The organism is Rhabdochromatium marinum (assembly GCF_016583795.1).
Classification (GTDB): domain Bacteria; phylum Pseudomonadota; class Gammaproteobacteria; order Chromatiales; family Chromatiaceae; genus Rhabdochromatium; species Rhabdochromatium marinum.
This window is the reverse complement of the sequence record NZ_NRRS01000083.1, coordinates 1-15,629: the sequence shown is the minus strand read 5'-3', so window position 1 is coordinate 15,629 and position 15,629 is coordinate 1. Positions and strand designations below refer to the sequence as shown.

Below are 15,629 nucleotides of genomic sequence, written 5' to 3'. Positions count from 1 at the left end.
CTCTACAACCAACAGATCCCTCAACGCGCGTTGGGCCATGTCGCCCCCATCCAGGCGTTAAAACAATGGTACGAACGCGAGCCAGAATTGTTTTCAAAGCGGCCTTACAATCTTCCGGGACTTGACATGTAGCCAACAAAGGACACTTCACCCAGACACGACGGGCTGGATTATGAAGCAAACCTCCCTGTTGGGACTAGCGAAAAAGGCGGCATCGGACAAGGCCCATCGATTCCGCAACCTCTTTGCCCTGCTCAACGTCAGCTATCTGCTGGCCTGTTGGCGGCTGATTAACAAAGGCGCGGCCAGCGGTGTTGACCGCCTGGATGCCCGCGCCTATGAAGCCAACCTCCAGGACAATGTAGAAGCACTGGTGGCGGCAGTCAAAGGGGGATGGTATCGGGCCAAGCTGGTACTGAGAAGATACATCCCCAAGCTCAACGGGAAGATGAGGCCCTTGGGGATTCCGGCCATTGCGGACAAAGTGCTCCAGATGGGGGTCACCAAGATCCTGGAAGATATTTATGAACAGGACTTTCTGGACTGTAGCTATGGGTACCGACCTCGGGTTGGTGCCCTGGATGCAGTGCGAGACCTGAGCGCCGAGCTGCGAAGCGGGCGTTATCACTTCCTGGTCGAGGCGGATATTCGCGCCTTCTTTGATCGAATCGATCACGATAGACTGATTGAACTGTTGCAGCGACGGATCGACGACGAACCCTTTTTGCGGCTGATTCGCAAGTGGTTAAAGGCCGGCGTTTTGGAGCCGGATGGCGCGGTTCAGCATCCCGAGACAGGCTCGCCCCAGGGCGGGATCATCTCCCCGATGCTCGCGAATATCTATCTCCACTACGCGCTAGATGAGTGGTTTGAGAACACAGTAAAAACACATTGCACAGGGAAAGCGTACCTTTGTCGGTATGCCGACGATTTTGTGTGCGCGTTTGAATGTGAGTCCGACGCCCAGCGCTTTTATCGGGTGCTTGGGTTGCGGATGGAACGGTTCGGGCTGGAAGTCGCGCAAGAGAAGACGCAGTTGCTGCGGTTCTCGCGTCAGGATTGGACGCGGAACGGCACCTTTGAGTTTCTCGGATTCGAGTTTCGCTGGGGACGAGGGCGCTGGGGAAAACCCGCGCTCAAACGGCGCACGGCACGGAAGAAATACCGCGCCTCCCTGGCCAGTTTTCGAGACTGGTGTCGGGCACACTGCCGGATGCGCAAGGACAAGTTCTTCGCGGCTCTCAATGCGAAGCTGCGCGGGTACTACAATTACTACGGTATCCGAGGCAACTACGACAGCCTGGGTGACTTTTTCTACCATGTCACACGCATGCTCTACCGGGAGATGAATTGTCGCAGCCAGCGGCGGAGCTACAACTGGAAGGGCTTCGCCGAACTGATCAAGGTGTTCAAGCTTGAGCGACCACGAATCTGCCACAGCTTCTGAGTATTCAGCACGGTTGTCGCGTGCGAAGCGAATCACTTCGAGGAGCCCGGTGCGGTAGTTCCGCACGCCGGGATCTGTACGGGGGCGGCCGGGTAACTGGCCGTCCTACCGTGATTGCATCAAAAAGATCATAGGGAGGTAAAGTGGGTAATATAGAGTTTTCAGAAGAAAACCGCTTTGAAATCTTGAGCTCACTGAGAAGCGGTATGTTATCAGAAATGCAGGAATTTCGGGCTGCAATGTGGAAAGTTACCATTACCACAAATGCCGTTGTCATAGCTTTAGTCAGTTGGTTGTTCACAAAGGATTTCGATTTCACATTAATACATAAAGTATTATTGTCGCTTGGTATCACGGCATTCTTTGCCACATGTTTATTTATTCTTTCTGCACTCAAACAACATTTTACTGATCATGCGGTTGTAGCAAATAGAATCAACAAATTGTTTGGTGTGTACGAAGAAGGCAGATACATAGAGGGTAGTGCTCTGATCGATAGGATGCCTTGGTTGTAACTTCTCAATAAGTCATGGCAACCTCGGGTGAAGATATCCGCTAGAGTACCCCACCGCCCAATGCCATTAACTTTAGACTCAGCTACTGTTGAGTTTGGTATGATCCTGATTTGCACCAGTTCGTTTCTATTTGGACGGGACGCGCTATGACAACTCTTGCAACGCTCTATCAGACCAACTATGCCGTCTGGGCGCAACGTAACGCGGACTTGTTGCGCGCGCGTCGCTTCGAGGAGCTCGATATCGAGCATTTGCTGGAGGAACTCAGCGACATGAGCAAGAGCGACCGCCGCGAACTGCATAGCCGTCTGATGGTACTGCTGGCCCATCTGCTGAAATGGCAGTTTCAATATCCGCAGCTCAATGATCGCTGGCGCGAATTCGATGGCCGTAGTTGGCGCTCGACCATCGTCGAGCAACGCGCGCAACTGGAGGGATTGCTGCGCCAGTCACCGGGGCTAAAATCCGCCGTCGAGGAGGCCATCGCTGAGGCCTATCCGGCCGCCGTGCGGCTCGCCTGCAAGGAAACCGGTCTGCCCAAGTCGACCTTCCCCGACATCTGCCCATACAGCAGCGCGCAAATTCTCGATGATGATTATTACCCGGAGCGCGCTTGAAGCCCAAACACAAGGCATGGGGTTTTTGTGGCTTCCGAGTAAACAAAAGCACGCAAACTTTTAATGCTTAGGACAGGGTTACTGGCTATGTCGTTTGGCAGCGGGCGTTTGAGCTCGCTGGCGCCTGAGTGCCTGTGAGCAGGCGCGAATGCGCTCGCGCGACTGAGGCTGCCCGCTCCAGCGCGGTGCGGTTAGCCAGCGCTGGATGAAGTGCCAGGAGGGGCCGATGCCGTCATGCGGTAGCCGGCAGGCGGAGCAGTCTTTGCGTGTGTTGTTCCGTGTGTCGCTTTGGGCGGTGGTGAGGACTCGGTAGGGGCCGGGGCATTCCCGCTCGATGAGCGGGCAGTAGCAGAACAGGCAGTTGAATGGCCGGCGGACCTGACGGTGGCAGGGATAATATTCACACTGACTGTGAGTGAAGCCCTTAAAGGCGGCTGTGGATGTGGTCATGAGGTGGGGGGTGTTGCGGGTGGCTGGGAGCCGGCAACCTCGGCTTCGGCAAAGGTGGCCATGTCGTTGTGCAAAGCACAGGCCTGGCGCAGCAGAGGCACCGCGAGTGCGGCACCGCTGCCTTCGCCCAAGCGCATGCCCAGGTTGAGCAAGGGCTGCGCGTGCAGGGCGTTCAGCATCAGGCGATGTCCGGATTCGGCTGAGGTGTGGGCGAACAGAAACCAGTCCTCGGCGTGCGGGCACAGGCGCGCGGCGGTCAGTGCGGCGGCGGTGCTGATAAAACCGTCGATGATGACCGGCAATCCGATCTGAGCACAGGCGACATAGGCACCGGTCAGGGCGGCGATCTCAAAACCACCGAGGCGGCGCAAGGCTTCCAGCGGCGCTTGCCGGGCTTGCGGATGCTGTTGCAGAGCAGCGGCAATGATGGCGACCTTGCGCGCCACACCGGCGACATCCAGTCCGGTTCCAGGGCCGGTTATGGTCTCAGGGGCGCATCCAAGCAGGGCGCAGGCCATGGCGGTCGCCGCTGTGGTGTTGCCGATGCCCATTTCACCACCAATAAACAGCTCGCAGTCCTGCAAGTGCGCGCGTTCGACGGCGTGGCGTCCGGCGCCCAGTGCGCAGGCAAGCTGGTGCTCGGTCATGGCTGGCTGCTCGGCGAAGCTGACGGTGCCGGGCCCAAGCCGGTAGTCCTTAACGCCTGGCAGGGGGCCGGGGTCGATCAGGGTGCCAAGATTGACCACCTCGAAATCCGCGCCGAGCTGCCGGGCCAGCACGCTAATGGCCGCGCCACCCTGGGCGAAATTGCGCACCATGGCGGCGGTGACCTCCTGCGGAAAGGCTGAGACGCCAGAGCGAGCGATGCCATGGTCGCCGGCAAAGATGACGATCTGGAGGCGCTCGAGCTGCGGGCGCTCGCGGGCTTGCAGGGCGGACAGTTCGCAGGCCAGTTGCTCCAGCCGTCCCAGGGAACCGGGTGGTTTGGTGAGCTGTGCCTGACGCGCTTCGGCACTGGCGCGATGGGCTTGGCTGGGGGTGGCGGCGGGGATGCTGAGCCATTCAATAGTGGTGTTGGTGTCTGGGCTGGGGGTGTTCAGAAAACTGTCCTCGTGTGATTTTGGGTATGCTTGGGTTGGTGGTGCGTCCCGCAGTGTTACGGGGCCTCTGCGGCCGCTGCGCGTTGCTCGATCTCGGTGCGATAGGCGTGCTGGCGTGCAGCGACCGGCTGATCGGCGCCGAGATCCGGGCGTACCAGGCGGTGCATGCGCTCGATTTCCTGAGCGTGTTGGCGCAGGGCATGGCGACCGACAATGCTGTGCTGGTGACGACGGTGTTGGTTTAAGGCTTTGGCCAGGTAGTGAATGTGGCCGGGTTGGCGGCAGAGCTCAATGTAGAGGCGCCAGTCGCCGGCGATGTGCCAGTCCGGGGGGCTGCTTGCATCTTCGCACCAGCCAAGGGACTGCATCGCACTGATGAGCGGGGCGCGGCGGAATAGCACGGCACTCACATTGAGGACGGTGTTTTTGACGCTCAGGCCCTCGCGGAGGAATTGCTGGCCCTCCAGGACAAAATCGCGGTGAAAATCCAGGTCTGAATGCAGGTTGCAGTAGTCGGCATAGCTGTCGCCGAGCGCTTGGCTGCTGTCGTCGATTTGCGCGGAATCGCAGAAGGCGAACGTCAACTCAGGATCGGCGGCGAACAGGGGGGCAAGTCGCGGGAGAAAGCCTGGGGCGGCGCTATCATCGGCCTCGGCAATCCACAGGAGTTCACCGCGTGCGAGACGCGCGCCGCGTGCCCATTGCGCGAACACTGAGCCGGAGTTCTCCGAGTTGGCGATTAGCCGGATGTTGCGGTTCCAGGCAGCAGCACAATGCTCGATTTCCTGCACGCTGGCGTCGGTGGAGGCGTCGTCAAGGACGATGATCTCAAAGACTGGATAGCCCTGCGCGAACAGGCTGCCAAGCCGCGCGGCGATGAATTGCGCATAGTTGTAATTCGGCACCAGAACGGACACCGCTTGCAGGGACGGATTGAGTTGGTGCAGCAACTGCCAGGCATAATCGATAAAGTCAAAGCGCTGGCGGGCGGCGCTGGCACGGGCCTCGGCCCAGTCAGGATGGGCCTGTTCGGTGGCGGCTACGTCCAGCACCGCCTGGCTCAGTGCCTGGGCATCCTCCAGGGGTTCGACCAACTGACCATTGGGTGGGCTGAGCAGCTCACAATGCCCGCCACTGCCGGCGAAGGCGACGATTGGTAGGCCGCAACACAGAGCTTCCAGGACCACCGAGGGGAAGGGATCTTCGCGCGAGCTGAGCAAAAAGACATCAGCGGCGGTGTAGTAAGGCGCGACCTCTTCTGTGAAAGACTGATGATGCAGATGGGTGCCTAGTGGGTCTGCCTGGCATGCCTGCTCCAGGCGTTGATCAAGCCCGGTTTCAAGCTGTCCCACCCACAGGAAGTGAAACCGTGGGTCAGCGGCAACAGTCGCCTGAGCGCAGTCGAGGAATAGATCCAATCCTTTGCGGTGATCGCCAAAGCCGACATTGAGCACCAGAATGGCATCGGGTGGCAGGCCCAACTGGTCCCTGATATGTACGCGGGCCTCCGGGGAGGCTTCGAGTGGCTGATAGATTCCCTGAGGAAGCAACCGGGTACGCTCGTGATCAAGCGTTACGATGCTGGCATAGGCCTCGCGCACCCGCTCGGCGGCAAATACCAGGGTTTGCGCATGGGTGGCGCACAGCTGTGCCTGGGGTTCCAGCCCGCGCCTGCGAATAAAGTCGGGCATTTCATGGATCAGAGATAGGGCGTTGAATCCCTGGGCGGTCAGTTCCGGCAGCACATCACCGCTGACCACGGTATTTACGATGGCTTGATCAACGCCGGCCGCCGCCAGGGCATGCGCAGCCTGAGCGATGCGCGCCTCGCCAGCGGTGAAGACTTCGACCTCGGCATAGCGGCGATAGTCTGCGAGCAAATCCCCGTCGCCAAGCAGCCAGAGATTGAGGCGGTAGCCGAACTGAGTTGCAAAGACGCGCAGCAGATGCAGGCTAAGATGCTGGGCGCCGTGGCGCAGGGCATCATGGCCGACATAAAGCAGGCGGGGGGCGGTTTTATGGTGTGCTGAGTCTGGGGAGCGTGGGGCTATGCTGGCGACCTCGGCAACGCTGGCCAGCACCTCGCGGGTTTGTTGCAGCCAAGCGTAACCATAGTGCCGATCTGGTTCCAGATAGGTGCCCTCGGCCCATTCGTTCCAGGCGTTGATGAAGACCAGCCGCTCGTCCGGGGTCGAGTGGCGCAGGGTGCATTGGCAGGCGGCGGTGAGCCAGCGACCATAGGCCTGCGGCGTGGCTTGGGCGAAGATGGTGGCCGCCGCGCCGCGCCGGGCAGTGTTGTCCCAGGCCAGCATGACACCGGGGAAGTTCGGAGGCTGTGCCTCGGAGCTGTCTGGGGAACCGAGGGCGTAGCGACGCTCAGCGGTGCGCGCAGCGCTGGCGTAATCATAGATGCGTCCGCGAAAGTGCTGGTTGAGGAAGTCAACCCGAGCGGACATCTCAACGAACTCGACCTGATGTGGGGGGAAGTCCACCCCGGCATCAAAGCCGCAAGCACTCGGATCAACCGCGTCGCTGAAGCTGCGCACGGCCGCCAGGTAGAGTCCGCCGAGTCCGGCGGCCTGGGCCTGTTCCCGCCAGCGCGCCGCTGTGGCCGCCGGGTCGGGCAGTAGCTGCGGACGATAGACCAGCAGCAGGGGGCGGCCTTGGATGCGGATGTAGCGGCGATCATGCAGGGCCGGCAGCAGGCTGGCAAAGAACGCGCGATCATCGGCGGGCGAGTGCTGCTGACCGATCAGTACGGTCTCATCGCCGCCATCCCAGCGCCGGGTCCAGTTCTCATTGGCCCAACACAGGCAGAAGGGGAAGTCGAGGCTGGGGTCGGCCAGCAGTTGCTCCAGTGGGCGCTCAAGCAGACGGCGTCCGCCGAACCAGTAGTAGTGGTAGCAGAAGCCATGAATGCCGTGCTGGCGGGCCAGGCGGATCTGTTCGCGTTGGATGTCCGGCAGGCGCAGATCGTAGAACCCCAGTGCATCCGGCAGGCGCGGTTGATCCTGTCCGTCAAACTGCGGCACCGCTTTGGCGACATTAGTCCATTCGGTAAAGCCCTGTCCCCACCAGGCGTCGTTTTCCGGAATCGGATGGAACTGGGGCAGGTAGAAAGCGATGGTGCGCAGCGGCAGAGTGGTGGGATCGAGTGCGCGCCCATCATCGGGCACATAATCCGGGTGGGTACCGCGCTGTTCGGCGGTGCTCAGCAGGCGATCATACAGCCGGCCATGACCCTCGGTCACTTGGGTTGGCAGTTGATGGTCCGGGTTGGGGCGGCGGCCCTCGGCGACACCGACACGCAGATAATGCAGCAGCGGATTCAGCCCGGAGGCGGCGACATCGGGGTATTCCGCCAGATACCAGGCATTGTCGAATGCTGCGCAAGGGTTACAGCCGTTAAAGCCGCCCCATTCCAGATAATGTCGCAGCGGGTTGTCACCGGCGGCGGCAACCTCGGGGTTGTGCTCCAGATACCAGGCACTGTCGAACCAGGGACAGGGTTTGAGTCCGGCACGGGCGCCGCTGCGCAGATAATGCACCAGGGGATTCTCGCCTGTGTCGAGCAACGCCTTGTGCGTGGCCATGTACCAGGCGGTTTGAAACAGCGGGTGCGGATTGCGTCCCTCGCTGGCGCCGATGCGCAGATAGTGCAGCAGTGGATTTTCGCCCGCCTGTTCGACATCGGGGTTTTGCTCCAGGTACCAGGCCGAATCGAACAATGGATGCGGGGCGCGTCCTTCCTGGCCGCCCCAGCGTAGGAAATGCACCAGCGGATTAACGCTGGCGCTGGCCAGGCGGGGGTTTTGTTCCAGATACCAGGCGCCATCGAACAGCGAGTGGGGGCTGGAGCCCGCGCGTGCGCCCCAGCGCAGATAATGTTCGAGTGGATTGATGCCCTCAATGCCGTCAGGCTTGCCATCGGCAGTGGTGCGAAGCTCCGGGTACTGGTGCAGATACCAGGCGGTATCAAACAGCCGATGCGGGTTGCGTCCTTCCCCGGCGCCACAGGCGCAGAAATGCTCCAGCGGGTTGACAGATTCGTCAATCAAGCTCGGAACCTGCTCTAGGTAACTGGCGACATCGAACAGCGGATGGGGGTTGCAGCCAGTGAAGGCACCTATGCGTACAAAGTGCAGCAGGGGGGGCTCTGCGGTGGCGAGCAGTCCCGGGTTTTGTTCCAGATACCATGAGGCGTCGAGCAGTGGGTGTGGGCTGCGTTCCGCGCCCTGCTGCAAATAGTGCCCCAGGGGCGTCAGTGTGCTGGCCATCACCGCTTCGCGCAGCTCGTGATCGGTGCCAAAATACCAGTCGGGCTGGAAGAGTGCATGGGGCGTGCGGCCCTCAGCGGCGCCGGTGCGCAGATAGTGCGCCAGGGGATTCTCGCCAGCTGCGGCCACATCGGGATTGTGGCTGAGATACCAGGCGGTGTTAAACAGCGGATGCGGGTCGTTGGCGCTTACCCGACCCGCAGCCAGATAATGCAGTAAGGGATTGGTGCCGGTGTCAGCCAGTTCAGGATGGCGCGCCAGATACCAGGAGCTGTCAAACAGTGGATTGGGATCGCGACCCTCGGTGGCGCCCTGTGCCAGATAGTGGTGCAGTGGATTGATGCCGGTAGGCAGATCAGGATTCTGCGTCAGATACCAGCCGCTGTCGAACAGTGGGTGCGGTCGGCGCCCCTGAGCAGCCCCCCATTCCAGGAAATGCAGCAGCGGCTGTAAGCCGGCAGCGGCGACATCGGGGTTTTCCGCCAGATACCAGCCAGTATCAAAGAGCGGATGCGGGTCACGCTTGTCGCTGGAAGGACCATCCCCGGTCGCCTCATTCGCAAGATAATCCCGCAATGGATGTGGCACGGCATCGGCAGTGCGCTCGCCGCGATAGTACACCGGATCAAACAATGGATGCGGCTGGCGCCCCTCGGTTTCGCCCTGAACAATGTAGTGGATTACCGGGTCGATGGCCGGTTCCAGCGAATCCAGCTCGGGATGCTGGGCAAGATACCAGGCGCCATCAATGAGTGGATGTGGGCTGGCGCCCTGGGCTTGCCCCAAGAGCACGAAATGCAGCAGTGGATTATCACTTGCTGTCAGGGGGGAACCGCTGGCCGCGTGCGCATGGTGACTCAGGTACCAGGCGCTCGCGAATAGCGGATGCGGGTCACGCCCCTCGGCGGCGCCGGTTTCAAGGTAATGTACCAGTGGGTTGATACCCGCAGCGGCGACATCCGGGTTGTGTTTCAGGTACCAGCGGGTGTCGAATAACGGATGCGGCGTCAGTCCGGCGGCGGCTCCGGTGGTGATGAAATGGCTTAGCGGGTCGCATCCTGCACCTGCGGCGGCAAGGTCGGGGCTTTGTGCCTGATACCAGCGCGGATCGAACAGCGGATGAGGACGACGCTCTTCGAGATGGCCGGCGCGCAGGTAGTGGAGCAGCGGATTTTCACCGGCGGCGGCTACATCAGGATGCTCGGTCAAATACCAGCGACAGTTGAACAGGGGATGCGGATCACGGCCTTCGAGCACGCCGGTGTCAAGGAAGTGGAGCAGCGGATTGCGCCCGGCCGTCGCCACATCCGGGTTGCGGGCTAAGTACCAGGCGCTGTCGAAGAGCGGATGGGGCGAGCCGCCTTGGGTGCCGCCGTCGCTCAGGAAATGTCGCAGCGGATTAAGACCGGCGGCCGCGACCGGCGGGTGTTGGTTCAGGTACCAGCGGGTCAGGAATAGTGGATGCGGGTCACATCCCTCAGCTGCGCCAACCGTGACATAGTGTTCCAATGGGTCGCCGCCGCTGTCCGCCAACTCGGGTTGTTGGGCCAGGTAGAAATCCGTATCGAACAGTTGATTGGGATGATACCCACCGGCACGGCCAACTTTGAGCCAGTGATCCAGGGGACGTTGGCCAGGCCAGGCGGTTTGCGGATATTGAGTGCCGTACCACCGGGCATCGAAGAGCCCGGTGGCCGCCAGACGTCGGGCGGCCCGTCGGTGCGCCAGCCAGGCTGGCAGGCGTAGCCGGAGGCTGACCAATGCCACTTCCGGAGCAGTGAGCAAAATCCGAGTCAGTCGTGGAAGTCGTCGTTCCACTGCCAGCAAGACGCGGAGCAGGCGCCAGGTTGCTGTGCCTTGCAGGGTTGTCAATTGGTAGGCCAGGCTCGCCCGCCCCTCGGTGATGCGATGCAGGGTGGCCAGTGCGAACTGCGCCTCGGCGGCGTCTGCCTGCTGATGTGTAGTGCTGCTGGCTAGAGCCAGGCGCAGGTTGGCGTCGCCAGTTGCGGCGTCGCGTAGGGATGCAGCCAGTTGTCCGCGCGCGGCTGCTTCCTGGTGTTGGGCCGCTTGTGCCGCGCCGAGGGTGGCGCGCCAGGCGCTGTCGGCACGGGTGAGCAGGGCGAGGCGCTCGCGACTGCTGCCCAGGGTATCCTGCAAACGCGCGGCCCGGGCTTGGGTGCGTGCCAGGTTCTGGGTAAGCGATTGGCTACGCCCGGCCAGGGCGGCGGTTTCAGCGGTTGCCGCGTTGAGTTGCTGGCGTAATGTCAGCAGTTCCTCGGTTTGCAGCCCGCGTTCATGTTCGGAGGCGTGCAGGTGTTCGGTGAGGGCATGGACTTGCTGTTGGGCAGTGTCGTGTTCTTGCTCAATGCGTTGGAGTGCGGTTTCCGCGTGTGCCCTGGCGATTTCCTCGCCCCGCAAGACGGATCCGAATGCGCGGCTGGCGTGATCGAACTCCTCAGCAATCCGGTCGAGTTCCTGTTGCAGGGCCTCTTGCGGTTGCCGGCCATCCGAGCGCTCGGTCATGGCCAGCAGGAGGGGGTAGGCGCGCCGGACCCAGCCGGCGACTTCCGGGTGTGAATCGAGCCGCGGTGGTGCCTGATTGTGGCGCAGGTCGTCGCGCAAAAAGGCGTCAATCTCAATCTCGGCAGTGTCTGACCAGCGTGGCAAACCCAGGGCCAGCTCCTGCTCGATACGGCCCATGACGCCGCGCCAGTCGTCTAGCAGATCGGTGTAGTTGACCAGGGTGCGCGGCAGATTGCGCGACGCACGCTCGGCATCCAGCACATGGCGTAGCCAGAGTATCTGCCCCTTGCGGGGGGAGAAGCCATCGCGCCGGCGCAGGGAGGAGGCAACTTCCAGTGGATGGCGTAGCGGTACGACCAGTCGGGTTTGGTAGCCGGCGCGGTCTAAGGCTGTCAGCCAGAAGGGGAGCAGGCGGCAGATACGCGGGTCTTTCAGAACAATGAAAGGTTGCCCGCCAAAGGCGCTGTCGATGAGGGCTTGGGCGGCCTCCTGGTGCGCGGCCGTGCTTAGGGAGTTGAACCAGCCAGCGGGCATGGGATGCCAGTCATCCCAGGTGCTATCGGCCGACCGCAGGAGCCTGTCATTGAAATCCGCTACATCCCGCGATTCCCAGAAGCCGGTTTCATTGTTGCCGGCCATGGCCGGCATCAGATTCTCCGGCAGGCCGCAGCCGAGCAAGTTCAGCACGCGCGCAATGGCAGAGGTGCCACTGCGATGCATGCCAAGAACCACTACAGCGATGGGGGTTGGGGTGGGGGAATCCGCTTTGTGGGGAGGAGTCTGATCAGCGTTGTGCAAGTGACCTCGCATGAGGCCGGAACCAAATGGCGCCTTCTCGGCCATGAATAAACCCCAACTCGGCGGTGGCGAAAAATTGGCATTATCCGCCGCTGGCGCGGGGATGCAAAGCGCAACGGATCTTACTGTTGCGCGCTCAGTGCCGCCAGAGCCTCCTCGAAGGACGCTTCCATGGCCACCTTGCCGCCCTGACTGACGATGACCCGCACCAATTGAGGGATGGTGACGCCACTGGCTGCCTTGAGATACACCGGCTGCACATAGGTGATGATGTCATCCACCAGTACCAGGATCAGCTTGCCACGATGCACCTCGGTTCCACCTTGCCCCCATAGAGTGAACTGCTGAGCAATCGCTGAGTCTTGTTTGATCAGTGCATCAATCTGCGACAGTCCATGCACCAGGGCGCCGGTTGGAAAACTGTAGACCACAATGCGCCCGTAATTGTCACCATCCGAGCTGACCACCACGATGGCACGCATGTTCTCCCGTCCGTCTGGATTCATGGGGGCCAGCAACAAATGTTCGAAGCGGTCATGGTCAATTAAATTCAGCGTGACATAGTAAGGCAGCAGGGTTTTGGTTTCTCCTTCGTGCAGGACGCGCGGGAACATCCAGCGATCCTCCTGGCCATAAAACACCCCCGGGTCGGTTTGATGATATTTGGCATACACCTGCATCTGAGTGATGAACAGATCCTTGGGGTAGCGAATATGGGGTTTGAGTGCGGCGGGGAACTGATCCATGGATTTGAGCAGACCCGGATACATGCGCTGATAGGCGCGGGCAATCGGATCCTCGGGGTCGGCGAGATAATATGTCATGTCGCCGGAATAGGCATCAACCACGATTTTGACGGAATTGCGAATATAGTTAAATTCGCGCGGAATCGGGCTGACCATGGCGTTATCCCGATGGTCTTGATCCCCTTTGCTGGTGGCGCGGCGATTGACCGGTTCCGCATAGGGATAATAATCCGACAAAGTATAGGCATCGAGAATCCAATACAGACGCTCGGCAGTCACCACTAGGTAGGGATCCTGATCCAATTCCAGAAAAGGTGTAATCGCGCGAATTGTGCTAGGGACGTTGCGCCGGATTAAAATGCGGCTGTCCGGTTGAATGGCGGTAGTGAAAAACAGTTTGTAATCGCGATAATACAGAGCGAAAACTGCACGCTCGAACAACCCGTGAATCGGTATGCCGGTGCCCCCATTAAAATCTTCCAGTACCACCCCGGTGGCTCCAGGGTAGGAGATTTCGCCCAAAGCATTCGGTGCGATCACATCATAGAGATCCTGCATGCCGAAGTAGATGCCTGGTTCCTCAATGCTTAAGCCAAACTCGGAACGGGGTGGAATGTCTTTCAAAAACCATTGCTTGGGTTCTTCACCGATCTGTGCTGCCGGTGACATGACCGCACCGTAGCCGTGGGTGTACTTAAACCAGCGATTGACCCAGTTTTGCGAATCCTTGGGCAAACGATCAAAATCCAGTTCGCGAGCCGACAGAAACACCTGCTGATAGTTGCCATTGATGGTATAACGATCAGTGTTGACGGTGAGGAAGTGATAATAGGTCCGCAACTCTTGCAACTGCCGGTAAACATCAATCAGCATCTCCTTGTCCCAGACTGGAATGTTGCGCAGGCTGATCTCGGTTGGCTCGTCCAAATCAATCGCCGTGGGCGAGGTCTGGTAGGGTCGGGTCTCGACTTCTGCCAGATCAAAGGCATCCAGGGTCGCGTCAATATTGTGGCGGATAAAATCTTCTTGGCGTGCCAGTTCATCGGGCGCCACAATATAATCCTGTACCCCCTCGGGAATAGCCTCCCAATAACGCAGTGCAACTGTGGCGGCCAGCAAGGTTGCAAAGGTGATGATGTAGATGAGCCCACGCTTTTTGTACAGATACCAAATAATACTTCCAGCCAGGGCCGTCAGCATGATCAGTGATGCCCAGATTAGCGGCAGGACAATGCTCATTTCGGTATAGCCAGGTCCGAAAAAGAGCGGCAGATGATCACCGCTATACAGCAGCTGGTGGCGTTGGAAAACCAGCTCGGCAATTCCGACTAAAAAAATTAAGGTAATAACAAGGCTAAAATGGTTCTTGATGCCGGGAGGGAGTTTGCAACGCTGCCTGGTGACGGCACGCAGTTCCAGATAATACACCACCGACAGCATAAGCAGCAGAATGACCAAGGCTAACAAGGTCTCATTCAGCATGGTGCGCAGGAGCGGCAGGGTAAAGAGGTAATAGCTGATATCCTGGCCATAGACGGGGTCGGTAATGCCGGCATCTGGAGCAAAGACAAACAATAAAGTCTCTTCCCAGCGGCTATAGAAAGGAAACGCTAGAAAGACAGCCAACAGTAGCGACAGAATCAGATAAAACCAGCGCACGGCAATTTGTACTAAGCGCCAGGGAAGACTGGGTTTATGCGCAACAGTTGCCAGGTCGGGATCGGATGTGGGGGTGGCCTGCAAGACCAGCGCATTGCGGGGTGGAGTCCGCTTCAGTCGCCGTTGGATGCGCAACAGAAAGTGTGTGGGTTGCGGAGGCTTGGCTTGCAAATAGCGGGAAGCGAGGCGGAAGTTATAATAAAAGAACCCAAAGAACAGTGCCGTTGCCACGGCAAAGACAACATAGTTGTACAGCAGGCGTTGCCAAAAATAAAACCCCAGCTCCATCGACTGATACCACCAGAGCTCCACAATGGCATCGGTGTAGAAGAGCGCAATCATTGGCACCAGGATCGCCAGCAGGAAAACAATCACCAATCCAGAGATGGATATCCGACGCCAATACTTTTTGTTTTCCATTGAGCGCACCCTATTTACGTGTCCAGTCCCGGTGATGGCATTTGCCAAGTGTTTGTTATGCTCTAATGCTCTTCAATCTCAGATAGCAGCGTGTTAAGCCGATCATGGCTGTCGCTGAGATCCTCGGGGGTGGCCAGTACGGCGGTTGGGACCGGGCCGATTTCGACGCTGTCGAGGAGCAGGCGCCCGGTTTTGTTGAAATGTCGCAGACGCCAAATCGGGCGCACAGCGGTGGCCTCGATTTCGCAGCGACCATAACCGAGATTGACCATGCGTGCGGTGCCGCTGCCGAGGCAGCGGTCAATCAGCTCCATGGCCGCCGGGTTTTGCGGCAGCATGCTGAGATTGATGCGGTGTGGCACTGCGCTGGAGTTGCTGTCGATGTCCAGGTCGGCTGCTCTGGCGCGAGCGCTGGCGTCAAGTTGGGGGGGCTGGTTGAGGTGTGCGTCAAGCTCGGTGAGCACCGCCACCGCGTCCATGGTGTCATCGCACGCATCACGCGGCCAGTCAATATGGTCTCGGGCGGTCTGGAAGGGACGTTCGTACATCAGCCGGGGACAGCCGCCCGCTTCCAGGGCGTCAGCTATTGATTCGCCGGCTGGATCCAGAAGCTGCCAGCGCCACACGCCAGTGATTCCAGTCTCCGACAGAATGGCCTTGGGGTGCTGGTCGCAGGCGTCGAATTCGGCACGGATGTCCCCGTCGCCCAAGGCTTCGATGACCAGCGCATGAGCGGCGGCATCCAGTGTGGCAATGGAAATGGGCGCGTCCCGGTGTCCGGCGATGCTGTGCGCGATGCCTGTGCGCAGTTGCTCAAGGATCTTGAGTGCCGGCGGGCAATCGGCGATATCCAGCGTGGGGTGAGTCTGGGGAGTGCTGTTCATAACTCCAGTACCTTGTTTGCATCACTAGTCAATCTTGCACCATTATCAAAAACAGTATCAAGTCCGCAGCAATTCCCGCCGAAAAAATTTTCGGCGTAACAACAGCAGGTTGGCCCAGGCTCAAAAAAAGTTTTTCGTAAACTTTTGGCGCTGACTCGGTAGACTGGCCGGCATCGTTCAATGTCAGATTGCG

The 15,629-nt window shown here is 59.8% G+C and carries 8 protein-coding genes and 1 pseudogene; 4 read left to right on the top strand and 5 right to left on the bottom strand.

From position 1 onward, the window contains the following. From CKO36_RS19920 to CKO36_RS16370, 4 genes and pseudogenes are all read left to right on the top strand, one after another. A pseudogene (locus CKO36_RS19920) lies at positions 1-132 on the top strand (IS481 family transposase); the annotation flags it as partial. Between the two features lie 40 nt (positions 133-172). Next, complete coding sequence (gene ltrA / locus CKO36_RS16380) at positions 173-1,447, top strand: group II intron reverse transcriptase/maturase (protein WP_200285750.1); 1,275 nt, start codon at positions 173-175, stop codon at positions 1,445-1,447. A 143-nt stretch (positions 1,448-1,590) separates the two neighbouring features. Further along, entirely contained in the window at positions 1,591-1,962 is a 372-nt protein-coding gene (locus CKO36_RS16375) for a hypothetical protein (protein ID WP_200285749.1), read from the top strand. Between the two features lie 146 nt (positions 1,963-2,108). Further along, positions 2,109-2,579 (top strand): DUF29 domain-containing protein, encoded by a 471-nt coding sequence (locus CKO36_RS16370; protein ID WP_200285747.1) that lies wholly within the window; start codon positions 2,109-2,111, stop codon positions 2,577-2,579. 78 nt (positions 2,580-2,657) lie between these two features. On the opposite strand, the gene CKO36_RS16365 is transcribed toward CKO36_RS16370, so the two are convergent. The 5 genes from CKO36_RS16365 to CKO36_RS16345 all read right to left on the bottom strand — a co-directional run bounded on the left by CKO36_RS16365 (position 2,658) and on the right by CKO36_RS16345 (position 15,436). Further along, positions 2,658-3,029: a cysteine-rich small domain-containing protein gene (locus CKO36_RS16365; RefSeq protein WP_200285745.1), complete on the bottom strand. Its 372-nt coding sequence runs from the start codon at positions 3,027-3,029 to the stop codon at positions 2,658-2,660. Then, on the bottom strand, positions 3,026-4,096 hold the full coding sequence (gene cobT / locus CKO36_RS16360) for a nicotinate-nucleotide--dimethylbenzimidazole phosphoribosyltransferase (RefSeq protein ID WP_200285752.1): 1,071 nt from the start codon (positions 4,094-4,096) through the stop codon (positions 3,026-3,028). Before cobT ends, CKO36_RS16365 begins: the two co-directional genes overlap by 4 nt. An 89-nt stretch (positions 4,097-4,185) precedes the next feature. Then, positions 4,186-11,649: a glycoside hydrolase family 99-like domain-containing protein gene (locus CKO36_RS16355; protein ID WP_200285743.1), complete on the bottom strand. Its 7,464-nt coding sequence runs from the start codon at positions 11,647-11,649 to the stop codon at positions 4,186-4,188. Between the two features lie 200 nt (positions 11,650-11,849). Further along, the gene (locus tag CKO36_RS16350) at positions 11,850-14,552 is read right to left on the bottom strand and encodes a UPF0182 family protein (protein ID WP_200285741.1); all 2,703 of its coding nucleotides are present in this window, start codon (positions 14,550-14,552) and stop codon (positions 11,850-11,852) included. 62 nt (positions 14,553-14,614) lie between these two features. After that, a complete protein-coding gene (locus CKO36_RS16345; protein ID WP_200285739.1) occupies positions 14,615-15,436 on the bottom strand; it encodes a hydrogenase expression/formation C-terminal domain-containing protein in 822 nt (273 codons plus the stop codon). Positions 15,437-15,629: the final 193 nt, after the last annotated feature.